The sequence below is a fragment of the Nocardioides sp. T5 genome, assembly GCF_048161455.1.
Taxonomy (GTDB): domain Bacteria; phylum Actinomycetota; class Actinomycetes; order Propionibacteriales; family Nocardioidaceae; genus Nocardioides.
On record NZ_CP182415.1, the window covers coordinates 1,910,871 to 1,932,814 of the forward strand.

General features: G+C 69.7%; 25 protein-coding genes. 11 read left to right on the forward strand and 14 right to left on the reverse strand.

Annotated elements, in window-relative coordinates; all coding sequences use genetic code 11:
- Positions 1-6 precede the first annotated feature (6 nt).
- The 6 genes from ACNKF0_RS09355 to ACNKF0_RS09380 all read right to left on the reverse strand — a co-directional run bounded on the left by ACNKF0_RS09355 (position 7) and on the right by ACNKF0_RS09380 (position 7,746).
- On the reverse strand, positions 7-432 hold the full coding sequence (locus ACNKF0_RS09355) for a DoxX family protein (RefSeq protein ID WP_416957764.1): 426 nt from the start codon (positions 430-432) through the stop codon (positions 7-9).
- Complete coding sequence (locus ACNKF0_RS09360) at positions 429-2,402, reverse strand: acetoacetate--CoA ligase (RefSeq protein ID WP_416957765.1); 1,974 nt, start codon at positions 2,400-2,402, stop codon at positions 429-431. The genes ACNKF0_RS09355 and ACNKF0_RS09360 overlap by 4 nt, the downstream gene beginning before the upstream one ends.
- A 28-nt stretch (positions 2,403-2,430) precedes the next feature.
- The gene (locus ACNKF0_RS09365) at positions 2,431-4,077 is read right to left on the reverse strand and encodes a bifunctional 3-(3-hydroxy-phenyl)propionate/3-hydroxycinnamic acid hydroxylase (RefSeq protein WP_416957767.1); all 1,647 of its coding nucleotides are present in this window, start codon (positions 4,075-4,077) and stop codon (positions 2,431-2,433) included.
- Positions 4,074-4,991, reverse strand: coding sequence for a VOC family protein (locus tag ACNKF0_RS09370; RefSeq protein WP_416957770.1), 918 nt, complete (start codon positions 4,989-4,991; stop codon positions 4,074-4,076). The genes ACNKF0_RS09365 and ACNKF0_RS09370 overlap by 4 nt, the downstream gene beginning before the upstream one ends.
- A gap of 63 nt (positions 4,992-5,054) precedes the next feature.
- Positions 5,055-5,936: a fumarylacetoacetate hydrolase family protein gene (locus tag ACNKF0_RS09375; protein WP_416957772.1), complete on the reverse strand. Its 882-nt coding sequence runs from the start codon at positions 5,934-5,936 to the stop codon at positions 5,055-5,057.
- Positions 5,937-5,964: 28 nt separating this feature from the next.
- A complete protein-coding gene (locus ACNKF0_RS09380; RefSeq protein ID WP_416957774.1) occupies positions 5,965-7,746 on the reverse strand; it encodes an FAD-dependent monooxygenase in 1,782 nt (593 codons plus the stop codon).
- A gap of 186 nt (positions 7,747-7,932) precedes the next feature.
- Between ACNKF0_RS09380 and ACNKF0_RS09385 the strand changes: the two genes are divergently transcribed.
- Positions 7,933-8,634 (forward strand): GntR family transcriptional regulator, encoded by a 702-nt coding sequence (locus tag ACNKF0_RS09385; RefSeq protein WP_416957776.1) that lies wholly within the window; start codon positions 7,933-7,935, stop codon positions 8,632-8,634.
- 72 nt (positions 8,635-8,706) lie between these two features.
- Here ACNKF0_RS09385 and ACNKF0_RS09390 read toward each other — a convergent pair whose 3' ends face one another.
- The 3 genes from ACNKF0_RS09390 to ACNKF0_RS09400 all read right to left on the reverse strand — a co-directional run bounded on the left by ACNKF0_RS09390 (position 8,707) and on the right by ACNKF0_RS09400 (position 11,454).
- Complete coding sequence (locus ACNKF0_RS09390; protein WP_416957778.1) at positions 8,707-10,020, reverse strand: amidohydrolase; 1,314 nt, start codon at positions 10,018-10,020, stop codon at positions 8,707-8,709.
- On the reverse strand, positions 10,020-10,652 hold the full coding sequence (locus ACNKF0_RS09395; RefSeq protein ID WP_416957780.1) for a trimeric intracellular cation channel family protein: 633 nt from the start codon (positions 10,650-10,652) through the stop codon (positions 10,020-10,022). Before ACNKF0_RS09395 ends, ACNKF0_RS09390 begins: the two co-directional genes overlap by 1 nt.
- 112 nt (positions 10,653-10,764) lie before the next feature.
- Positions 10,765-11,454 (reverse strand): DUF981 domain-containing protein, encoded by a 690-nt coding sequence (locus tag ACNKF0_RS09400; RefSeq protein WP_416958466.1) that lies wholly within the window; start codon positions 11,452-11,454, stop codon positions 10,765-10,767.
- Between the two features lie 269 nt (positions 11,455-11,723).
- Between ACNKF0_RS09400 and ACNKF0_RS09405 the strand changes: the two genes are divergently transcribed.
- The 5 genes from ACNKF0_RS09405 (at position 11,724) to ACNKF0_RS09425 (ending at position 14,087) form a co-directional block, all read left to right on the forward strand.
- Positions 11,724-11,906 carry a hypothetical protein gene (locus ACNKF0_RS09405; RefSeq protein ID WP_416957782.1) on the forward strand — a complete coding sequence of 61 codons (183 nt, stop codon included), beginning with the start codon at positions 11,724-11,726 and terminating at the stop codon, positions 11,904-11,906.
- A complete protein-coding gene (locus ACNKF0_RS09410; protein WP_416957784.1) occupies positions 11,903-12,178 on the forward strand; it encodes a hypothetical protein in 276 nt (91 codons plus the stop codon). Before ACNKF0_RS09405 ends, ACNKF0_RS09410 begins: the two co-directional genes overlap by 4 nt.
- A complete protein-coding gene (locus tag ACNKF0_RS09415; protein ID WP_416957786.1) occupies positions 12,165-12,794 on the forward strand; it encodes a TetR/AcrR family transcriptional regulator in 630 nt (209 codons plus the stop codon). Before ACNKF0_RS09410 ends, ACNKF0_RS09415 begins: the two co-directional genes overlap by 14 nt.
- A 154-nt stretch (positions 12,795-12,948) precedes the next feature.
- Positions 12,949-13,542, forward strand: coding sequence for a MucR family transcriptional regulator (locus ACNKF0_RS09420; RefSeq protein ID WP_416957788.1), 594 nt, complete (start codon positions 12,949-12,951; stop codon positions 13,540-13,542).
- Between the two features lie 41 nt (positions 13,543-13,583).
- A complete protein-coding gene (locus ACNKF0_RS09425; RefSeq protein WP_416957789.1) occupies positions 13,584-14,087 on the forward strand; it encodes a hypothetical protein in 504 nt (167 codons plus the stop codon).
- Positions 14,088-14,112: 25 nt separating this feature from the next.
- Here ACNKF0_RS09425 and ACNKF0_RS09430 read toward each other — a convergent pair whose 3' ends face one another.
- Entirely contained in the window at positions 14,113-14,475 is a 363-nt protein-coding gene (locus ACNKF0_RS09430) for a hypothetical protein (RefSeq protein WP_416957791.1), read from the reverse strand.
- 95 nt (positions 14,476-14,570) lie between these two features.
- Here ACNKF0_RS09430 and ACNKF0_RS09435 point away from each other — a divergent pair, with 95 nt between their 5' ends.
- Positions 14,571-15,035 carry a hypothetical protein gene (locus tag ACNKF0_RS09435; RefSeq protein ID WP_416957793.1) on the forward strand — a complete coding sequence of 155 codons (465 nt, stop codon included), beginning with the start codon at positions 14,571-14,573 and terminating at the stop codon, positions 15,033-15,035.
- A 25-nt stretch (positions 15,036-15,060) separates the two neighbouring features.
- On the opposite strand, the gene ACNKF0_RS09440 is transcribed toward ACNKF0_RS09435, so the two are convergent.
- Positions 15,061-15,966: a hypothetical protein gene (locus ACNKF0_RS09440; RefSeq protein WP_416957795.1), complete on the reverse strand. Its 906-nt coding sequence runs from the start codon at positions 15,964-15,966 to the stop codon at positions 15,061-15,063.
- Between the two features lie 148 nt (positions 15,967-16,114).
- On the opposite strand from ACNKF0_RS09440, the gene ACNKF0_RS09445 reads away from it, so the two are divergent.
- The gene (locus ACNKF0_RS09445; protein ID WP_416957797.1) at positions 16,115-16,876 is read left to right on the forward strand and encodes a hypothetical protein; all 762 of its coding nucleotides are present in this window, start codon (positions 16,115-16,117) and stop codon (positions 16,874-16,876) included.
- Between the two features lie 57 nt (positions 16,877-16,933).
- The gene (locus ACNKF0_RS09450) at positions 16,934-17,581 is read left to right on the forward strand and encodes a hypothetical protein (protein ID WP_416957799.1); all 648 of its coding nucleotides are present in this window, start codon (positions 16,934-16,936) and stop codon (positions 17,579-17,581) included.
- Positions 17,582-17,672: 91 nt separating this feature from the next.
- Here the strand turns inward: ACNKF0_RS09450 and ACNKF0_RS09455 are convergent, their stop codons facing one another.
- The 3 genes from ACNKF0_RS09455 to ACNKF0_RS09465 form a co-directional block, all read right to left on the reverse strand.
- A complete protein-coding gene (locus tag ACNKF0_RS09455) occupies positions 17,673-18,506 on the reverse strand; it encodes a DNA/RNA non-specific endonuclease (protein WP_416957801.1) in 834 nt (277 codons plus the stop codon).
- Positions 18,507-18,689: 183 nt separating this feature from the next.
- On the reverse strand, positions 18,690-18,887 hold the full coding sequence (locus tag ACNKF0_RS09460; RefSeq protein WP_416957802.1) for a hypothetical protein: 198 nt from the start codon (positions 18,885-18,887) through the stop codon (positions 18,690-18,692).
- Entirely contained in the window at positions 18,884-19,189 is a 306-nt protein-coding gene (locus ACNKF0_RS09465; RefSeq protein ID WP_416957804.1) for a hypothetical protein, read from the reverse strand. The genes ACNKF0_RS09460 and ACNKF0_RS09465 overlap by 4 nt, the downstream gene beginning before the upstream one ends.
- Before the next feature lie 676 nt (positions 19,190-19,865).
- Between ACNKF0_RS09465 and ACNKF0_RS09470 the strand changes: the two genes are divergently transcribed.
- Together ACNKF0_RS09470 and ACNKF0_RS09475 are read left to right on the forward strand one after the other, a co-directional pair.
- Positions 19,866-20,291: a hypothetical protein gene (locus ACNKF0_RS09470; protein ID WP_416957806.1), complete on the forward strand. Its 426-nt coding sequence runs from the start codon at positions 19,866-19,868 to the stop codon at positions 20,289-20,291.
- A gap of 414 nt (positions 20,292-20,705) precedes the next feature.
- Positions 20,706-21,926, forward strand: a complete 1,221-nt coding sequence (locus tag ACNKF0_RS09475) for a helix-turn-helix domain-containing protein (protein ID WP_416957809.1) — start codon at positions 20,706-20,708, stop codon at positions 21,924-21,926.
- Positions 21,927-21,944: the final 18 nt, after the last annotated feature.

A 21,944-nucleotide genomic window follows, 5' to 3' on the forward strand; every position in this document is an offset into this window, starting at 1 on the left:
GAGGCTTCAGGTCGAACGCCGACGGGCACTCCTACCGCCTGCGGAAGCGGCAATGGCGAGGAGACCGCCGACCAACGCCATGTTCTTGATGAACTGAACCTTCTGGACCTTGCGATCTGCGGGGTCCTCGATCGCCCAGAACCCATGCCCGGCGACGGTCGTGGGCACCAGCGAGCCGACCAAGGCGATCGCGGCAGGCTGCGGGGCGATGCTCAAGGCAAGAGCGGCTCCCGCAAGCACCTGGACTGCCGCGTTGCCTCGGACGACGAGCTCGTCATCCTCGGGAATTGGCGCCACGCGGCGCATGGCTGCGAGCGTGGGGGCGGCCAGCCCGACTCGCCCTCCGGGGGCGCGGAAGGCGTCGTATCCGAGAAGGACGTACGTCGAACCAGTGAGCAGGTGGGCGAGCGCGCGGACGCGGTGGTGGTTCATCGGCTGTCACCAGTGGTCGCGGGGAAGCGGCGGAAGTCTTGGAAGCGGGCGAGGGAGTCGAAGTCGTCGACGGCGTCCTTGCTGGCGACGTTCTCCAGCGGGTGGCCTTGGATGAGCCTCTTGACGGGTACTTCGAGCTTCTTCCCGGTGCGGGTGTGAGGAATGGCGGGCACGGCGATGACGTCGTCTGGCACGTGCCGGGGTGAGGCGCCGACGCGGATGGCGTCCTTGATGTCGGCTGCGAGGTCGTCGGTGAGCTCGATGCCGTCTGCGAGGACGACGAAGAGGACGAGCCAGTAGCTGCCGTCGCCGATCTCGGCGCCGATGACGAGGGATTTGCGGACGTCGGCGATCTGGTCGACGACGGCGTAGATGTCGGCGCTGCCGAGTCGTACGCCGTGACGGTTGAGCGTGGAGTCCGAGCGCCCGGACACCACCAAGCTGCCTCGCGGGGTGACGAGCATCCAGTCTCCGTGACGCCACACGCCGGGGTAGGTGGAGAAGTACGCGTCGCGGTAGCGCACTCCGTCGGGGTCGTTCCAGAACCTGAGGGGCATCGAGGGCATGGGACGTGTGATGACCAGCTCGCCGACTTCGCCGACGACAGGGCGCCCGTCGGAGTTCCAGGCTTCGACGGCGACGCCCAGGTTCGGAGCGGAGATCTCGCCGGGCCACACGGGGGTGGTGGGGGCGCTGCCAGCGAACCCGGCGACGACGTCGGTGCCGCCGGTCGTCGAGGCGAGCTGCACGGGCCCGACGTGCTCGGCCACCCAGTGGTACGAGCTCTCGGTGACGGGAGCGCCGGTGACGCCGATGGTACGCAGGTGTGACAGGTCGAGGTCTCGGCCGGGCCAGAGGTCCGCTTGAGCGCTGCCGAGCAGGTAGCCCGGGCTCACGCCGAGGATGGCGACCTTCTCCTGGGCGGCGATGCGCCACAGCCGGTCGGGTCCGGGGTGGGCGGGGCTCCCGTCGTAGAGGACGACGGGGGCGCCGACGAGCAGGGCGGAAGCGACGAGGTTCCACATCATCCAGTTGGTGGTGGTGTACCAGAAGAACGGTCGGGCCGGGCCGGCATCCATGTGGAGCCCAAGGGTCTTCAGGTGTTCGAGGAGCACTCCTCCGTGGCCGTGGACGATGCCCTTGGGCAGCCCAGTGGTGCCGGAGGAGAACAGCACCCACAGCGGTGCGTCGAACGCCATCCGCTCGAAGGTGGGCTCTGCAGGCACCGAGGTGGCGTGCGCCCACGGCACGGTGTCGGGTGATGGCGGGAGGTCGAGGTTGGGCACCTCAACGACGGCTCGCAGGGCCGGGAGGGCGCTTCGGAGTGCTGCGACCTCTTTGCGCCGGTCGTGCGGGCGGCCGTTCCACATGTAGCCGTCGGCGGCGACCAGCACCGTGGGCTCGAGCTGGGCAAACCGTGCGGCAGCTCCGGCGCCGGAGTAGTCCTGGGCGCACGCCGACCAGGTTGCGCCGATGCTGGCGGTGGCGAGGAAGGCGACGAGCGTGGGCGTGGTGTTGGGCAGGTAGCCGACGACCCGGTCGCCCGGTCCGACGCCCACGCTGCGCAGCCATGCGGACAGGGCTCCGACCTGCGCGTTCAGCTCGCGCCAGGTGGTGCGGCTGGTGGACCCGTCCTCGCTGATCGAGGTGACCGCGATGGTGTCGGCGTGGGCCGGGTCGTTGGCGTGACGCAGGGCGTGTTCGGCGTAGTTGAGCCGGACGCCGGGGAACCACTGGGCGCCGGGCATGGTGTCCTCGGCCAGCGCCGACGTCCGGGTTCCATCGGCCTGGATGTCGAAGAAGTCCCACACCGCGGCCCAGAAACCGTCGAGGTCCTCGACGGACCACGTCCACAGGTCGCGGTAGGTGCCGAGCTCTCGTCCAGCGCGCGCCGCGGCGCCATGGCTGAACTGCGCGATCGCCGTACCAGCCACCGCGGTCGGGTCCGGTGTCCACGTGGGCTCCACCATCTGGATCAGTCTTCCTCTCGTCCCATGCTCATCCGACCGGTGCACCCGCGGCCCCGAGACGGGCCTTGAGGTCGACCTCGAGACTGGCGCCGAGACCGGCCTCGAGGCCGCGAAGCCCCGCTCGGAGGCCTGCGCGAAGACCGTCGACCAGGTCGACGGCTTCGCTGGCGGCGACGGCGCCGTACAGGTATCCGTCGGGGCGCACCGCGACGACGTCGTGCGCCATCTCCCGCAGGTGTGGCAGCAGGACGTCGTCGATGTCACCGACTGCGCCCTCCGGAACCGGCGCACCGGCTGGCACCACGGTGGTCAGACGGACTCCTAGGCGGTCGAGGTCGGTGACGCGGTCCTCGCCCAGGAGCTCATGGAGGTTGATGGTGCCGATGAGGTCGAAGCAGCTGCCGAGGACGTCGTCCCACAGGCCGACGCGTCCCTCGGGCGTCTGGACCGTCGGCTGGAACGCGAGAGTGCCCGCCGAGGGAGCTGGCGATCCCGTGGTGCGGTGGGTCAGCCCGGGCCCGAGCGTGGGCGGAGCCACCGGCGGAAGGACGACGGCAGGGTCGCCCCCTCCGGCCAGCATGGCCGTGTCACGGGCTTCTACTGCCTCGGGGTCGGTCACGCAGATGACGCCGCCCAAGGCGACTGACTGCTCGATCGCCGACTGCAGGTGTGCGATGCGCTCGGTGTCGTAGGTGTCGAGCAGGTCGTCCCCGGCGACACCTCTCAGGACCAGATCGAGCTTCCACCCCAGGTTGCTCGCGTCGCGGATGCCTGAGCACATGCCTTGGCCGGCGAACGGCGGCATTCGGTGGGCGGCGTCGCCGGCGATGAAGACGCGACCCTCGCGCCAGCGCTCTGCCCAGCAGGCCTCGAACCGGTAGACCACGGCGCGTTCCAACTCGGCGTTGGTCGGGTTCAAGCCCCACGGCTGGACGAGCTCCCAGACCCTGTCGGCCCGTTCCAGGTCCGCGACAGACTCGTCTGGAAGCCGCATGAACTCGAACCTGCGCCTGCCCGGACCGCCTGCGACAGCCGTGGTCGGTCGGGCCGGGTCGCAGATCTGCAGGTTGAGCGGGTAGGTCCAGGTGAAGTCGTCCCTCGGCTTGAGGTCCACCACCAGCCAGTCGAAGGCGAAGCCCAGCTCGTGGGCGGGAAGGGCAAGGTGTTCCCTGACGAAACTGCGGGCACCGTCGCATCCGACGACGTAGCGCGCGTCGAGCTCCGCGCCGTCCTGGAGCGCGAGGCGGACTGTCTCCTCGTCTTGGGACAGACCGTCGACAGCACTCCCGCGGAGTACGGTGACCCCGGCTGCCACGGCGTGGCTGAGCAGCACGGCTTCGAGGTCCGGCTGCGAGAACATCGTCGCCATCGGCCATCCGGTCGGGCCAACCCCAGACCAGTCGAAGTGCAGGAGGGTCTTGCCCTCGGCGTTCTGCCAGTCGTAGGTGGACGCCGGCTGGGTGATCTTGGCGAGATCGTCTGCCAGACCGACTGCTGCGAACGCCCGGGCGATCTCGAAGTCGTAGTGCACCGCACGCGGCAGCGGGTACGGCGTCGCGCGCCGTTCCACGACGGCGACGTCGTGGCCCCGACGGGCCAGGTCCAGCGACAGGAAGAGGCCCACCGGGCCGGCACCGACGATGACGACGTCGTACGACGGCTGACTGGCTGTCACGACGAGTGGGCGCCGGTCATCAGCGCGGCGAGGTCCTCGGGCGCGAGGAATGACGGCGGCGGCGGCGGACCCCAGTTGTAGAGACCCTTGGCGCCATCGAAGACGCCGGGCTCCCAGAGCGCGTCGTCGACGATGCAGTCGATGTCGGAGTAGTACTCCGAGAAGTTGCCGGCGGGGTCCTTGAGGTACCAGAAGAAGTTGGACCCGATGTGGTGGCGGCCCAGGCCCCACACGTGCCGGTCGGGGTCGGCCTCGAGCATCGCGGTCGCTCCGCGGCCGATCTCGTCGATGTCGTCGACCTGCCAGGAGGTGTGGTGCAGGAAGTTCAACGGTGCCTGCTGGACCAGGACGTTGTGGTGGTCGGTCGAGCACCGCATGAACGCCGCCAGCGAGGGGACGGTGTCGCTGACCTTGAAGCCGATGCCGTCGGTGAAGAACCGTTGGGTGGCTTCCTGGTCGGTGGAGCCGATGACGACGTGGCCGAGCTTACGGGGCTTGACCCGGTCCTCACGCAGGACGCCCGGTGCTCGACCGTTGGAGCGCTCGATGCGGCCGGGGCCGTTGTACGGCGTTGGCTCGCTGTCCTGCTGCAGGCGGGGCGCGATGGAGACGACGGCACGGAAGCCGGCGATCGGCTCCTCGGTGACCAGCGTGCTCTCGGTGCGCTCGGCCGCGAGGCCGAGCCCGCGCAGCTGCCGGTCGATGCGGTCGAGGTCGTCGGGGTCGTCGGCGCCGATGCCGATCTCCATCAGCCGCCGCTGCGGTGCGTGGGTGAGCTTGAACTGCTCGCCGCCGTCGGAGGTGGCGAAGCTGTTACCGCCGACAGGAGTGAGGCCGAAGTCGGTGTAGTAGGCGGCGGTCTGGTCCACGTTGGGGACGCCGACGGTGATCGAGGTGAGGCGGTGAAGTGCCATGAGGTTCTCCTTCTCAGAGGATTGTGCGCTCAGGGAGCCGGCTGGGCTCGGTCAGGACGCCGGTCAGGACGCTGAGGCGGTGGTGTGCGGGCGTCCGGGTACGCAGTGCTGGCGGAGCTCGCCGATGCCCTCGACCCAGGTGACGACCTCTTCACCCGCCTGCAGGAACCGGGGCGGCTGCATGCCGCCGCCGACGCCGGCCGGGGTGCCGGTGAGGATGACGTCGCCCGGCTGGAGCGGCAGGACGGCCGAGAGTCGTTCGATGAGAACCGGCACCGAGAAGATCAGGTCGCTGGTGCGGCTCTTCTGGACCTGTTCGCCGTCGATGGTGCAGCCGATCTCCAGATCCTCGTAGTCGCGGCCGACGCTGGTGAGCTCGTCGAGGGTGACGACGGCCGGCCCCATCGGGGTGAAGCCGGGGAAGGACTTGCCGAGGCTGAACTGCGGCACAGGCGGCACGAGCTGTCGGGTGCGGTCGGAGTAGTCCTGCGCGATGGTGAGGCCGGCGACGTGGTCCCAGGCGTCGGCGGCGGCGACGTGGTGGGCCTCAGCGCCGATGACCACGACGAGCTCGGCCTCCCAGTCGACGGTCGCAGTGGGCAGCTCGAGCTGGCCGTACGGTCCGGTGATGGAGCTGCGGAACTTGGTGAACACCGGCGGCTCGACCGGGAAGTCGGTGATGCCGCTCTCCAGGGCGTGCCCGCGGTAGTTCAGGCCGATGGCGAAGACCTGTCCCGGTTCGGGGACTGGGGCGCCGAGGTCGGCTTCGTCGTAGGGCGTGCCGGCGGGGAGTTCGGCCGTCGACGCCCAGGCGGTGAGGTCGGCCCAGTCGCGGTAGATGGCGGTCGGGTCGGGGCCGAACCGGCCGTGGCTGGCTTCGGCGATGTCGACGGCACCGGAGTCGGTGATCAGCACCGCGCGGCCGGCGAGGTTGGCGATACGCATGTGTGTCTCCTGAGAAGGGGGGTTCGGCTCAGCGCAGCTCGGTCGCGAGGACCGTGCTCAGCGCGTCGCGGAGGGTGGCCTGCGGGTCGTCGACGGCGGACATCGAGCGGAAGGCGATGTAGCGGTCCGGTCGGACGAGCAGCACCCCGTCGTCGGCGATCTCGCGCTGCTTGAGGAACGAGAAACGGACGTCGACGAAGTCGGCTCCGTCGATGCCGACCGTGCCCGCCACCAGGGGGAGGTCGTTCTCGGCGGCGAGCTTGTTCGCGGCGTCGACCCAGTCGTGGCCCTGGGGGCCCGCGAGGACGAGGAAATTGCCGCCGTGGACCAGGGATACGAGCGGGAACCGCTCGCCCTCACGCTCCACGTAGGCGTGCGGCAGCGGTGCGCCCGGCCTCGTGCTGGGCTCGTACAGCCGCACCGGGTCGAGGGCGACGTGCTCGGGGCTTCCGTCCGGGACGACGGCGCTGGAGTCGTAGTGGTAGCCGAACTCGGTGTTGTGGTGGTGGAACTCGATGGTCTGCGAGGCGACCGCGCGGTTGACGGCCTGGCGCTTCTCGACCGACTTCGGTCCGTCGTGCCACAGCGGCGCGAGCTCGGCCCAGTTCTGCTCGGGCGTGTTGTCGTGCGACAGGCTGAGCGCCTGGTCGATCACGGAGTGGTTCATCGCGTTCGCGATGGCGTTGTTGATGTTGTTCTGGTCGACCGGCTTGCGCTCGGCCTCGTAGGTGTCGAGCAGGGCGTCGCCGGCGCGGCCGGCCAGCACGGCGGCCAGCTTCCAGCCGAGGTTGTACACGTCGGCCATCGCCGAGGTCAGGCCGAGGCCACCGGTCGGGGGGTGGCGATGTGCGGCGTCACCTGCGATGAAGACGCGGCCGACGCGGAACTGGTCGGCGATGACGCCCTCCATCACCCACGGGCTGATCTTGTGGATCTCGACCGGGTGGTCCTCGGGCAGGCCGAGGGTGTCGTACATGCGCTGCTTGACGGCCTCGGGCTTCATAGCGTCGGGGTCGTCGTTGGCGTACTGCATGTGGAAGACCCACTCCTCCGACTGCGGGCCCCAGTGGTCGGGTCCCATCGGCACGAGGACGCCGGACCAGGCGCCGCCGAAGTCGGGGTTGACCAGCCAGCGGATCAGCACGTCGTCGTCGGTGGCCCACTGGGAGAGGTCGGCGGTGATGTGGCACGAGACCAGCTTCATGATGTCGCGGGGGCCCTCGAGGGTGACGCCGACCATGTTGCCGACGGTGCGGCCGCCGTCGGCGGCGATCGCGTACTTGGCCCGCACCGTGTACTCAGTCTCGGTGTCTTTGTCGAGGATGCGGGCGGTGACGCCGTCGTCGTCCTGCTCGAGGTGGATGAGCTCGTTGTTGAAGCGCACGTTGCCGGGGTTGAGCTTCTCGGCGTGGTCCCGCAGGACCGGCTCGAGGCGGATCTGCGGCAGGTTGCACGTGCGGTACGGGCTGGCGGCGATGTAGTCGGGGTCGGTGTAGCCGCCGCCCCACACCTCGAGCGCGCCGATGAGACGCCCGTAGTCCTCATGCCCGCCGTTGAGGCCGGCGTACCAGCCGGTGCGCACCATGTTCTCTGCGGGTGTGCTGCGCTTGTAGATCTCCGGCGCGACGCCGGCTTCGGTGAGGATCTCCATCGCTCGCTGGTTGAGCACGTGCGCCTTCGGTAGCACCGAGGTGTGCGGCAGGGAGCTCACCAGCAGCGAGTCGACGCCCAGCGTCGACAGGGTCATCGACGCGGTCAGGCCGGCGCCGCCGCCGCCGACGATCAGGACAGAAACTTCGATGTCGGACATGGATGGCTCCTCGGCACGTGTCGGGTTCGGGCTGACCGGTGAGCGTCTGGACTCGGCTACCGGAAAGTGACCGCCACCACAGTGACGGCCGCCACAGTCTGCGCTGAACCCGTCTGACATTGCAAGACAAAAAAGATTTTTAGTTTGGACATCTTCATTTGAGCGGTCCGTAGTTATGCTCAGGTCATGGTTGCGACCACGCCTTCAGCAACGCTGGCCGAAAGTGCGTACCTACGACTGCGCAGCGAGCTGCTTCGCGGTGACCTCGCTCCAGGCTCGAAACTGCGCATCAACGACATCGCTGGTCGGTACGCCGTCAGCCCGAGCGTCGTGCGGGAGGTCTTGGCGCGACTAGCCGAGCAAGGGCTCATCTTGGCCATGCCGCAGCGCGGGTTCGCCGTCATGGAGCTCTCCATCGCCGACCTCGAGGACCTCACCCGGGCGCGGAAGCTCATCGAGATGATGGCGCTGCGTGAGTCGATCGCTGACGGTGACCTCTCCTGGGAGTCATCCGTCCTGGCGGCCCATCACCGGCTCAACCGCACCACCATGACCACGTCCGAGGGCCACGTCAGCGACGAGTGGGCCGACGCGCACGCGGAGTTCCACCACGTGCTTCTCTCCGGGGGGAGGAGTAGTCGACTGACGAACATCGCCGACAACCTCCGCGACTGCTCGAGCCTGTACATCCACTGGTCCCGCGAGCTCGCCGACGACACTGGCCGTGACGTCGCCGCCGAGCACCGGGAGATCGCCGACCTCACCTTGGCCCGGGACGCGGACGCAGCTGCCGACGCGCTCGGGCGTCACATCGAACGCACGACCCAGGCGCTCGTCACGTATGCGACCGGCCGGGACAGCACCACCCCTGACGGCGCCAGCGCCTGAAGTGCTCCACTGCGAGGCACTGGCCGGCGACAGACCGCACGCGGATGGCCCGGCGCCGCGTAGACGCCACGCTTACGGCGACGGCTGCAGCCACGCGAGGGCCGCGGCAACCATGGCCCGGGTGCCGGTGTCGAGCGTCGGCTGCATGACCGGCGCGAAGGTCGCGGAGTGGTTGACGGGGATGTCCTGGTCGAGCCGCCCCGCTTCCTGGGCCTCGCGGTAGGCCGTCGGGTCGACGCCACCGATGCCCCAGTACGTGTAGGGGGCTCCCAGCTCGCGCGGCAGGTCGGTGAAGTCCTCGCTGGCGCTCTGCTGCGGCAGCTCGCCAGCCTGGTCCCCGAACAGGTCGGTGAACGCGGCGGCGACGCGGCTGGTCACGTCGGGGTCGTTGTCGGTGAGGGGGTAGCGGTCGAACAGCTCGAACTCCGGTGGCTGGGGCGAGCCGGAGGCGTCGCACTCGGCGCGCACGATCCGCTCGATCGCGGCCAGGACGGCGGTGCGGGTGTGGTCGTCGTAGGTGCGGACGTTGAGCTGCAGGACGGCGTGGTCGGGGATGACGTTGCTCTTCGTGCCGGCCTGGATGCTCCCGACGGTGAGGACCGCGGTGTCGCCGGGAGCGACCTCACGGGCGACGACGGTCTGGAGCCGGACGACGATCATCGCGGCGAGCACAACGGGGTCGATGGCCGCCTGGGGCATGGAGCCGTGGGCGCCGCGGCCGTGGACGGTGACACGCATGCTGTCCGCGGCCGAGAGCGTGGGTCCGGGCCGTGTGCCGACGAACCCTGCGGGGTAGGGCAGGACGTGCTGTGCGAGTGCGACGTCAACGTCCCCGACGAGGGACGTGAGCCCGTCGTCGAGCATCGCGCGGGCGCCGTCGGCGGCCTCCTCGGCCGGCTGGAACACCGCCACGAGGGTGCCCGACCAGTGGTCCTGCGCCTGGGCGAGGAGAGCCACCGCTCCGAGCAGGCAGGTGACGTGGACGTCGTGCCCGCACGCGTGCATCACCGGTGACCCGTCGTCGGCGGTGTCGCTGCTCGCGTAGTCGAGGCCGGTCTCCTCCTTGACCGGGAGCGCGTCCATGTCGGCGCGCAGCAGCACGGTGGGACCGTCGCCGTTGCGCACGATGCCGACCACGCCGGTGCCGCCGACGCCCTCGTGGACGTCGCAGCCGATGTCGTTCAGCCGCTCGGCGACCTTCTGCGCGGTCCGATGTTCCTGGTGCGGCAGCTCGGGATGGGCGTGGAGGTCGCGGTAGGTGTCCTCCTGCCAGCCGCGGACGTCGTCGAGTGCGTCGAAGATGGCCGAGGTCGCTGCCGGGGTGGATGCCTGAGCGGATGTCTGGTCGGATGTCTGGTCAGATGTCTGGTCGGTGGTGTCTTCCATCAGGTGCCTCGTCTTCCGGGTGGAGTGGGTGCGTTGATGTCGTAGCGGACGCCGGCCATGCGGATCGAGAAGCAGGCGGCGGCCGCGACGAGGGCTGCTGGAACCTCGGCGAGGCCTGCGGCGCTGGCGCGGGCCACCACGGCTGCGCCGATGAGGGCCGGGATGGCGTACAGGCCGCTGGTCAGCACGGCGGGGACCTCGCGGATGAGGACGTCGCGCACGGTGCCGCCGCCGACGGCGGTGACGGTGCCGAGGATGACCGCCTGCGCGACGCCCATGTCGTGGTCGAGAGCCTTGAGGGCGCCGGTGACGGCGAACAGGCTCAGCCCGGCCGCGTCGAGCACGATGATCGGCTTGGTGAGCCGGTCCAGGCTGCGACCGAACGCGAACGCCACCAGACCGCCGACGGTCGCGACGGTGAGGTAGCGCCAGTCGCTGAACGTGGCCGGCGGGAGGGCGTCGAGGATGACGTCGCGGATGATGCCGCCCCCGATGGCGGTGCACATGCCGAGCGTGACGACCCCGACGATGTCGAGCCGGGTGAGACGAATAGCCGTGAGCGCGCCGTTGAGGGCGAACGCGAACACGCCGGCCAGATCCAGCGTCAAGAACAACGGCGACGCGGTGTCCATCAGGCCTGTCTACTCCGCCGCGGACCGATGCGACACACACCTTCGGGCCGCCGCACGAACGTCCCCCGCGGACGCCGGGTCCGCGGGAGACGTGCAGTGCGCCGAACAGGCATCACCACTTGTGCATCGTGCCGTGCTCGATGTTGTAGTACATGCCGATGTGCGTGTAGAAGTTCATCGCACCGAACAGCAAGAACACCGTTCCGCCGATCACCCACGCCCGCACGGCCCAACGGAGCAGCTGCGGGCGGTCGGTCCACAAGGCGATGGCGAACAGCAGCGCGCCGACGGCGACGATGCCCCACAGGCCACCGAGGAACAGCGCCTCGAGGATGGGCAGGTGCCCGAAGCGACCGCTGATGGGCTCCTCCGGCGGCGCCGCACCAAGCTGGAACCGGACGAACGCGACGGCCAGGACCGCCATGCCCAGGCCCAACGCCCCAACGAAGATGCCGACCGGCTTGAACGCCGCGAGCGTGGTGGCATTGGCCTCCTCGACCGGTCCGGCGTACAGGCTGCGGTGACGCCACAGGTAGACCGCCGCGAACAGCAGAAGGGCGCCGAACCCGGCAGCCGGCTGACCGAACGCGATGTTGGCGTACTCGAACCCGCCCGCGCCGAACGGCCACGTGACGGTCGTGTGGATGCCGAGCGCAAGCAGCAGGACACCGGTGACGGCGAAGAAGCCTGCCCAGCCCTCGCTGTCGATGCGCTTGCCCTTGATCAGGTGAGCCAGGAATGCGGCGAACCCGAGCAGTCCCGCCCCGGCCGTCAGTGCGACCAGCTCGTTGTAGACGACCATGCCGTCCACGCTCCTTTCGTGCCTCGTGAGCACATGTGCGTTGTCGGTTGAGGTGCGCGGCGGAGGTCCTCCGCCGGCCACACCACCTATAACGACACGCAAACCGTAGCGATTCCCCGCGGCGTCAGATGTGCCCCATGTCACGGCCGCAGACAGATGCGACGGCAGGCCGGCTTCACGCCCACTTGGTTCCCCTCGCACTTGCGCTACGCTTGCCGTATCGAAACTAAGTACGCGGGTGTTCTCGTCCGCGGGAAGAGGTGGGAAAGGTGCCCAGCTGGGAGATCGTCGTGTTCATCGTGGCCGCGTTGGTGGCAGGAGGCCTGTCGATAGGGGCGGTGACGCTCGTCTACTTCCTCGACAAGTGGCGTGAGGACCCCGCCCAGGCCACACGCGACGCCGAGGACACGAACAAGACGCCCCGGGCCAGCCCCTTCGACCGGGCGGCGTGACCGTCATGCACCCGCTGATGGTCCTCGTCGCGTTCACCCTGGCGGCGCTCGTGACTTTTGCACTCGTCGTTGCCGCGCTCGACGCCCTGACGCACCACGAGGACGAGCACGAAGACTCCCAAGGGCGGGACGACGCACCGGCCTGGCCCGACCTGGGCTCCGCGACACCCCTGCCACCATGGGTCCCGGCCGTCGCCGCCGACCGCATCCGGCACGAACACGGCCAGACGGACCACCCCACCCCCGACCGGAGGTCGCATGTGCCCTGCTGACGACCCAGCAGCACCCGCCGCACAGGCCAGCACCACAGCGCCCACCAACCCAGGCCGGCCCGGCCGCCCGCGCGCCGCGGACGTCGACCGCCGCCTCCACGAGACGGTCCTCCAGCTCCTCCGCGAAGGCGGACCAGGCGCAGTCACCATCGACGGCGTCACGTCCCACTCGGGCGTCGCCAAGACGACGATCTACCGCCGCTACTCCAACCGCGGCGAACTCCTCACGGCCGTCCTGCGCCAAACCATGAGCGCCCCCGACGTACCCCGCGACGGCAACGTCCGCGACAAGCTCCGCTCCGCCCTCGAACAAGCCTGGCACCAGATGAGCGACGCCCTCGGACCTGGCGGTCTCGCAGCGCTCATCTCCAACAGCGACCCCGAATTCACCGAACTGTTCCGCTCCGCGCTCCGCCCCTACATCGACATGCTCGTGCAACGCATGAACGAGGACGCCAACGCAGGCGTGCTGCGCCACGACCTCGACGCCGACGGGGTGGTCAGCCTGATGATCGGCGCCTACGTCGGCGAGCTCGTCCGGCACGGGGAAGTCGCCCCCGGCTGGCTAGACCGCACCATCGAACTGCTCTGGAACCTGATGGTCCCGCCCTCGTAGAAGCGCGCCCACGCAGAGCCGGAAGCGCGTTCACAGGAACAGCGACCCGCACGGCTTCCGAATGTCAGTGGCCGAGGGCATCGTGAGAGTCGTGCACACCTGTGGTCGAAGCCGTCACTCGGCGGGCGCCGGCTCGCTAGAACCTCATGTACCCGTGGATCGGCTCAACGACGACACCTGGGTGTACGCCCCAGTGGGTGGAGTCCTGGTGGTCGATGGCGGCGCGCGCATCGTGTGTCACGCGTGCGGGGACACGCTCGAGGCCATCACCCGCCATCACGTGCGTCGACACGATCTGGACCTGGCCGGCTATCGAGCGCGGTTTGGCCTGAACCGGAAGACCTCCCTCATCGCACCGGCACTCGTCGAGACCCGGCGCGCCGAGGGACTGAGACGCTGGGAGAGCAACGACGGCGTCCGCGACGGTCTCGCGGTCGGCCAGGCGATGGCGCGGTCCGGCGAGCTTCACGCCATCGGCATCGCCGCCCAGCCGGCCGGCTCCCGGAGGCGGCAGGGCCGCCGGGCGGCATCGCGAGCTGACGCTGCACCGGCACTGGCCGCCCACCGGTCGGCACAAGCCGACGACGCGCGAGAGAGGTGGACGCAGCGTGCCCAAGCGCTCGGGTTCGACAGCCTGGATGGGTACCTGGCCGACCGGCGGGCCACCGCCGTGACGCCGTGGCGCGTGCGCAATGAACTCAGGTGCGGATCCGAGATGGCCTCCAGGCTCCTCGAGGAGGGCCGCTGACCGTGAATGAGTCGGACGACGGTGCCCAAGACACCCCAGACATGGACGCACCGGGCACTGCCGAGGAGCTCCTCCGACTCCTCGAGGACGCCGGACTTGGACCCAACCAGCGACACTCGTTCGTGTTCCGGCCCACGGCCCTGCTGTCGGGACTCGTGCCCGGCATTGCCATCACGGACCCTGCGACCGCCGCCCGATCCAGGAAGGCCACCGCCAGGCTGATCGCCCGCCTACCCGACCCGGTTCCGGCAGGCGTTCACCTCACCGCAGCGTCCATCCGCGAACCAGGCACCTTCCTGCTCGAGCTCACCTTCGCATGGCCGGGTGGGACCTCCGTGCGGCACTGGGACGCCGAGCCGTTCCTCGCCGCATCCCGCATCCACGAGCCGCTCCTCACCGACTACCCGCGGTTCGAGCGGCTCCACATCGCCAACCGGAAGCTCACCTGGCCGCCGGCCACACCTGGCGGCCAGGGGGGCGACTTCACGCCTGAGCTCCTGTTCGGCGCGTCCTGGGCACCGCGCCACCCGCCCACGACCGCCTGACGACCTTCCGCACGCCGTCCGACAGCTACAGGCCGAGGTCGTCCTCCTCTGCTCGCCTGCGCGTGGCAAGGGCCTCAAGCTCATCGGCTGCCATTCGCAGGAGCTGCACCGCCGGCTCGAACACGGCGCCAGCCGTCAGTCGCGCGGCCTCGACGGTGAACACCAGCGCCGGGCGTGCATCGACGTCTGGTGTGCCGACGTCGAACGTCCCGTCGTCATCCTCAACCGCCAGCCACCTGCGTGCGTACGCGGCAGCCTCCTCATCGAGGAGCAGTTCTGCCTCCGGCATGACCATATTGCCCATCCCGTCGCTCGGCGCCGCCGGCCGGTACCGCACCTCGCTCGCCATCCGCCGGTACGCGTCAACAACCTGCTCGAAAGGCCCCATGCGGCAGAGCGTAGAAGGCCGCCACGACGTGACCGCGAAGAACGATGAGCCGGTGAGCTCCTCACCTACTCGCCCACCTGACAACGCGGCGGACCGTGCCGCAGGTGGAAGGCAGCCATGTCGCGAACGGTCGAACACGAGCCCATGAGGCCGTCCGGCTCACATCACCAGGCGGAACGCCAGCCCTCATCGACACCACGATCGCACCGCTCATCCAGCATCTATGGGACCTGGGCGTCACGACCCTCGCCAGCTGCGAGGCCTACAGCGACGGACGCGCGCGCATTCTGTTCGGCTGCGCAGGCGACCTCGAACAGGCGCACGTCGCACTGCACGACCTGGCGACTGCCGAGGTCAGGGCATCCGCGCTCATGCACGCCAGAGCCGAGTCCGACTGGGCAGTCGCCGCGTGGGCGAAGCTCTGGTTCACCACCCCACCGGAGCCGTCACAGCGACTCGACGGACCCACCACCCTCTACTACGAGCTCTCCATGCCGGCCGCCCACGCCGCCAACCTCGCCCGCGCTGTCTCGTCGACCAGCCGCCGCTGCGGCACCTAGCTCGCCCGACAACGCAGCCCGTTCGCTACGGCGAGGAGTGCCGTCGCCGGACGAAGGCCTGCGCTGCTGCAGCCACCTCGACGTCGCTGCGCCGCAGCCAGTACCGGTTCCCCCGCAACGTCCCGGGCAGCGTCCCGGCACGGATGCGCGCGCCCACCCCGCCAGGCGTGAGACCCAATGCGAGCGCCGCGGTGCCGGTCGTCACCCACACGTCACCGTCCTCGGGTGGCCAGTTCGTCGCCCGCGCCCGCCGGCGCTCCTCCCGCGCCTCCCGCTCGGCCGCGAGCCGAGCCGCCCAGGCGGTGGCCGCCCGGACAGCGGACTCTCGGCTGATCGACGCCCGCCACCGCGGACCAGGCCGCTGCACCAGCAGGCCCTCCGCAACCAGCTCGGGAACCCGCGCATGCGAGCAACCCACGATGGCCGCCGCCGCCTCCTGGCTCACCCACGCCTCCGCGTCGGCTGCCCGCGCCGCCGCAAGCCGCTCAACCGACTCGGCCGAGACCCACACCTGCCCGTCGAACCGACCCTCCAGCCCGCCCTCCAGCCCGCCCTCTCGCGCCCACCGCAACACCGAGCTTTCCGAGCACGACAGCGCGGCGGCCGCCTCGGGCACCGACACCCACGACGCCACACCACCAGCGCTTCCCGTCGGGCCGACCGCCTCGGTCGAAAGCCCCTGGCCCGGTGCACGCGGACGGGTGCCCTTCGCGCGCTCGCGTGCCGCCCGCCGCTCCTCGCGACCCGCTTGAACCTCGCGATACCAAGATGCCCACCGCAGCACCGACTCCCGGTCCAACGACGGCCGCGCACCCTTCGCCGGCCTGCGGGCGATGCGCCCCACCCGGACCGCGTGCTCCACAGTCGGCACCCGCACTCCCGCCAGGCGGGCGGCCTCGTCCCACGAGACCCACGAACCCGAGACGTTCACGGCTCACATCCTGCCGCTCGACACACCGCCAAATGGGAGCCTCGCGTGGTCCGACACTCAACTCGTGACAACACCCGCGGTCTCCTACGTGCCTGCCCGTCCGGGGGTGCGCATCTACCCGGCGGGACATGTGGAACCATCCCGCACCGTGACGCTCCTGATGGTCGCGGTGTCCCGAAACGCGGTCGCAGTCGCCAGCGACAGCCTCTGGGTCGAGGTCGACGCGAACGGCGTCCCAAACGCCAGCCGCACGGGCGTCCGCAAGACCTTCGCCGGTCCAGCCGTCGTCACCGGCATGGCAGGAACGGCCGACACCCCGGCCGGGTCGCTCCTGTCGCTCGTCGAAGCCCTCGCAACGCACGCCACCGACGTGCCGCACGCGGTCCGGGCGCTCAACGAAACCACCCGCGCCACGATGCCCCACGCGATCGCAGCATGGCGGCGCTCTGTGCGCCCGTCCACGCCGGTCAACGCTTTCGCCACCGTCGTCGCTGGCGGCCTCCACCCGACACCGCACGCAGTCGTGCTGCAGCCCACGACCGAGCAGGGGCACTGGGCCACCGTCGGGCAGCCACTCCTCGCAGGCCCGACCGAGACAGACATCGCCGCGTTCGGCACCATCCCCGACGCAGCCGGCCGATACTGCGGCGGCTGGCTCGACGTCGAAGCAGGCCGCATCATCGACGCTTTGAGCCGCGGTCAAGAACCCCCTCCGTTTCCGACGCGACACGCCCCTGTGCCTGCCACCGCTTCCGCCGTCGAACTCGAGGCGCACCTCCGCAAAGCCATCGCCGACGGGCTGGCCGACGACAACGGCATCGTCGCAGCGCCGGGATGGCCCCCGACCCAACCGCTGATCGGTGGAGCAGCCCAAAGCGTCAGCATCGAAGGCGTCGAAGGTGTGAGGTAGCCCGCTCCACGCTCGATGACGGTCGTGACTGTCGGCGGTCGCGGCTAGCGTCCCGCCATGGTCAGTGAAGGGGACCCCAACGCGGACGACCGGGAGACGGAGGCGCTACGAGCCGAACTAGCTGAGGCGAAGCGCATCGGACGGTGGCTCTACGACCGCGCGCCCGGGCTACGTCTCCTCCTCGGGGACGTCAGCGAGTGGCCATGGCTCGTCGATGAACCGAACGTTCCCCGAGAACCCGCACCGCGGCAGCTGGCAGAGGCGGATCACGACCAGGCCGTCCTCCGGACCTTCGCCGTCATTCAGGCGTCCGGCGACAACCCGTACGACGCGGAAGACGTCGCCAGCACCCTCGGGCTCTCGCCCGAGGAGTTCGACGACTCCATCTACCGCCTCCTCCAAGCCGGCCTCGTCACCGGCGGCCGGCTGATGTCTGGTGCATTCGTCGACACTGTCACCGCGGAGGGCATGGCCGCAGCCGGCATGCTCGACCACGACGGCAGACCCCTGCTCGTCCTCCGCACCGATCTCGCCAGCTTCACCGGCGCCGGCCACGGGACCGTCCGCCTCCCCGACGGCATGCGGCTCTCGCCAGGACAGACCATCGTCCTCACTGACGAGGAAGCCGACCCCGTCGAGGCCGAGGTGCTTGCCGCCGAAGGCACCTCGGCGCACGTCCGAGCGCGCTGGCACCGACAGGTGTGACGCAGCGGGGCCGCTCGGGCGCCCGTGAGCCGCACCGAAGTCCCACAACTCTCGGGCAGCGAACACCCGCGGCCGCAGTCGCCCACAACTGCTACCAGTCGATGTCCTCGACCGCCGTCACCAGCTGCGGACTGGCTGACCGCAGACCGGCTGGGCCCGCGACGTCCCGAAGCCCGTCGAACGTCAGGCCGGTGCGGTCCTCGAGGACGTCCAGCCCGACGAGGTAGGTGTCGAAGTCGTCCAAGAACTCGTCGTCGACGTCGGGGAGCAGCGGCTCGATGCCATCCAGGTTCTGGGTCAGCAGGAACGCCTTGAACCGCAGCTCGTCGACGACGCGGTAGACGACAACCTTCCAAAACTCCCGCGGCAGCTGCACGAGGTCCCGGTACGACGGGTCGGCGTCGGCGAGCACCGGACCCGCGAACACGCTCAACCGCCTATCAGCCAGCCCGTCGAGGGCGAGGACTGCGTTCTCCAGGAGGCCCCACACACCGCCGCGGCCGGACTGGTTGAACCCGGCACGCTGCGGAGTGACGTTAGTGAAGAAGAACGAGTCCGAGTTCGCCTGCAACGCCTCCTCGAGCGTGGCGCCCCACAGGAGGTCGGAGCGCCTGGCGACGTGCCCACGGTCGAGGTCGTTGTCGGCGTACACGGCCTCGCCGGCCTGCTGGTCGACCCGGAGTCTGGGGTCGAGCTTGAACCGCTGCCCGGACCGGCTGATCGAGTCGCTGGGGTACAGGGTCAGACCGTCGATGTTCCACGCCACCCACCACGCCAGTCGGCGCATGGGGTGCATGCCGACCGTGAAGTGCACGTAGTCGAGGACAACCCCGTCCTCGTCCCCGGCGGGTGATGGCGACGGCGACGGCGACGGCGGGGCAAGCTCGTAGGTGAGGAACGCGTCGTCGTACCCGAGGGGACCCATGGCAGCAGTGTGCCCTCCTCCGCGCAGACAGCTACGAGTGAACGATGAAGACCTTCTCGAGAGAGGGCCGGTCCGGCCTGTCCGTGCCGAGCTGGCCAACGAGCGCCCCTCCAGTTCTTCAGCGGTGTGCCGGCGGTCGCCCGGGCGGCCCGTCCCTGGCCGTCGTCTCTTCAGTGCTCGTGCTCAGGCCCCGCGCACGATCCGGTCCCAGTGCACGCGGACCTCTGCTTTGTCGCCGTTGACGGCAAGGACCTCGGCCTCGAGGGTGTCTGCCTCGTCATCGGTGACCGCGATGACCTGGCCTGCGTCGGGGTGACTGCCGGCGGGGACACGCAGAGTGCCGTACCCGGCGGAGCTGAAGCTGGCAAGATCAGATTTCACGATGACCATTGGCGGCCTCTCGGGTCAGCGTCGTTCAAGCGGCGCGTGGCGTGGGCGAAGTCCGGGAACTCGAGGACGAGCGTGCCGTTGGCTCGCACCTCAGTGATGGTCGCCTCAAAGCGCTCGGAACCGCCGTCTGCGGTCAAGACGCGTTGGCCGACTGTCGGAGCCCTGTCGTCGTCCCAGTTCACGATCTGCGCGTAGCCACGCCCGCCGTTGACCCTCACCCACGTGAGGTCCGCCGGCACGACTGGCAGCCCCTGCAGCAGGGCTTGCGTCTCCCTCGCGCGCTGGGTCGGCATGTTCTCAACGGTACCCGTCGCCGCGCCAGGACCGGCGGGAGCAGCAGTGCCCACGTCCTTCTCGGATGTGACGGTCAACAACCTCTTGAAGCAGGGCATCTGAGGCGAACTCGTGGAAGCCGGAGGGCCGTTCGGCCCTCCCTGCGCTCTCAGCCGCGCTGGGCCGGTCGTGCGGGTGGTTGCGGACCGAGTGTCCCGATGACACACGCCGAGTGTCCCGGTGCAAACGCGACTGTCCCAGCGCAACAAAAGTGTCCTGCCGCGGCGCCCGGACACTCAGCTGCGGTTCCGCAGCCGTTGCGGGGCAGCCGACGAGTGTCCCGGGCTTGCTTGCGGACACTCCCTTCGCGACGGGACACTCCGGGCTCCAGTTGGGACACTCGTGGTTCCAAGAGGGACACTCCGGGCAACAGATGGTTCGCGCTGGGACACTCACATGGCGTCCGACGACGACGCGAGGCGCGTTGATCTCGTGGCGGTGGTCGTGCTCGTGGGGACGCGATGCGGCCTACCCCGAAGGTCGCGGGACTGGAGTAGCGCAGCGATGCCGCGAACGTGCCGAACGCCCAGGGGAGCCGATGGGACGCGTAGATGGCTAGGGCCCTGACCGGGTCGGTGCTGACCGCCGGCGACCAGGTGTGCATCATGTTGCCTGGTCGGACGTAGCCTCCTGCACGTGACTGACGCAAACGGGAGCCGGCATAGCCCCTACCGGGACGTGCTTCTCGCGGACGGCGCCGTCCTCACCGCTACGCAACAGGCGCTGTTCCGCGGTCTGGGAGAGCACGCGCACATCTGGGGTTGCACACGCGCCCACCAGGACGGCCTCGACCATGGTCGGGAAGTCCACCGGCCGGGCGACCCAACTGCCAACGTCCTCGCGCTCGAGGCGGGCCTTGAGCAGCTCTGCGACGAACTACCCCCCCACACCGAGACGCTCAAGCGGGCCGTCCTCGACTACGTCAACCTGGCTGAACGTCACATCGAGGTCGAGCTCTGCCACTACTGCAGCGGCACGGAGCTGGCCGCTGTTTCGCCGTTGTTCGAGAAGTCTGGCCTGTCCGCCGACCTGGCTAGGTTGCTGGCGCGCCAGGCTTCGTGACGCGTTTGGGCCGCGCGGTAGATCCCGAGCATCCCGGGGGCGCGGCGAACGGCGTCGTCGAACAAGGCGATGCGCGGCGTGAAGTACACCGACATGATGCACTGCGTGAGGTGCGTCAGGGTCAAGCCGAAGATCTCATCCGGGTCGGCCCCGGCTGCCAGCCAAGCTGCCATGACCTCCTGGCCGTACGGGGAGCGTTCCCAGTAGTCGACCGCGCGGTCGGTGTCGGCCCAGGCCCATCGAGCGATGGCTGTCGCGTCCAGCCCGGTAGACGGCTGGAGGTTGGCAGGCGCGCTCGTGTCCACAGGTCGCATGGTCCTTGGCCGCCAGGTCGGCGCCACCAGGCGTCGTCCAGGAGAGCGCGATCGACTTGTCGGGGTTTGTTGCGCCGCAACGTCTGCCAGGCACGGTGACTTGCGGAAACCGCAAGTCTGGGTACTCTTCAGCCGAGGTGTCATGACAGAGATGAACGTGCTTGAGCGCATCCGCGCGCTGATGGCGGAGCGCAGCGTCAAGCAGAACGACCTTGCCGCGACCCTGGGGGTCTCGGAGGCGGTGGTGAGCCGTCTGCTGAGTGGTGAGCGGAAGCTGGCTGCCGCCGAGCTCGGCGCCATCGCCGACCGGCTCCGCACGACGACCGGGTACCTGCTGGGTCGTACGACTGCTGACGTGCGTCCCTTCGCGGTCGCTGCCCGGCTGGGTAGCACGGAGCATGCGGCCGAGCTCGACCCTGTGTTCGCGCGGGCCCGCACTCTGCTGGAGCTGCGCGGCGTGCTGAGCCGCCTGGTGGAGTCCCCGGCGCGTGAGGCCGCCGTCGAGGTGAACCGGCCGACGACGTCGATGTACAAGATCGCTGGCGACCAGATGGGTGAGCGACTTCGAGTCGCGCTCGGCCTGGGCGATGAGCCGATCGGTGACCTGGTCGAGCTCGTCGAGTCTCGGTTCGGCGTGGACGTGTCTCTCGAGCCCCTGCCTGAGGCGCTGCATGGGGTCTTCATCACCGACCCGTCGCCTGCGGAGGACGCCGGACGCGTGTCGGTGATGCTCGTGAACAGCGCGGACCTCTACGGCCGGCAGCGGTTCACGCTCGCGCACGAATTGGCTCACCTGCTCTTCGACGACGCCGACCTGTACTGGGCGGACTACCGCCAAGACGACGAGCTGGACCTGACCGAGCTGCGGGCCAACCGCTTCGCGAGCGCATTCCTGATGCCTGCGGCTGGGGTGCGTGCCCTGATGTCGGAGATGGGCTCGGCGCCGGAAGAGACGCGCGCGCGGAACGAGTGGGTCGCGCGGCTGGTGGTGGAGACGTCACTGCGGTTCGGGGTGAGTATCGACGCCGCGATCTACCGCTTCGACAACCTGAAGCTGTGGGAGCCCCGGGACAAGGCCTTCGCGAAGGGCCGGACGGCTACGTCACTCATCGCGATGGCCGGCCGCAACGAGGACCGTGCCCAGCTCTCGGAGTTCGAGCACGTGGTGGCGCCGCCGCCCGGGCTGACGGGCCAGGCGCTGTTCGCGTATGCCGAGGGGATGGTTGGCATCGAGCCGCTCGCGCAGCTGTGGAAGTCCGAGGACGCGGAGGCGTTGCGGTCCCAGCTGGCAGACGCCGGCTGGGCGCCGACCTACGCCTGACTCCGGGCTGGCGTAGGT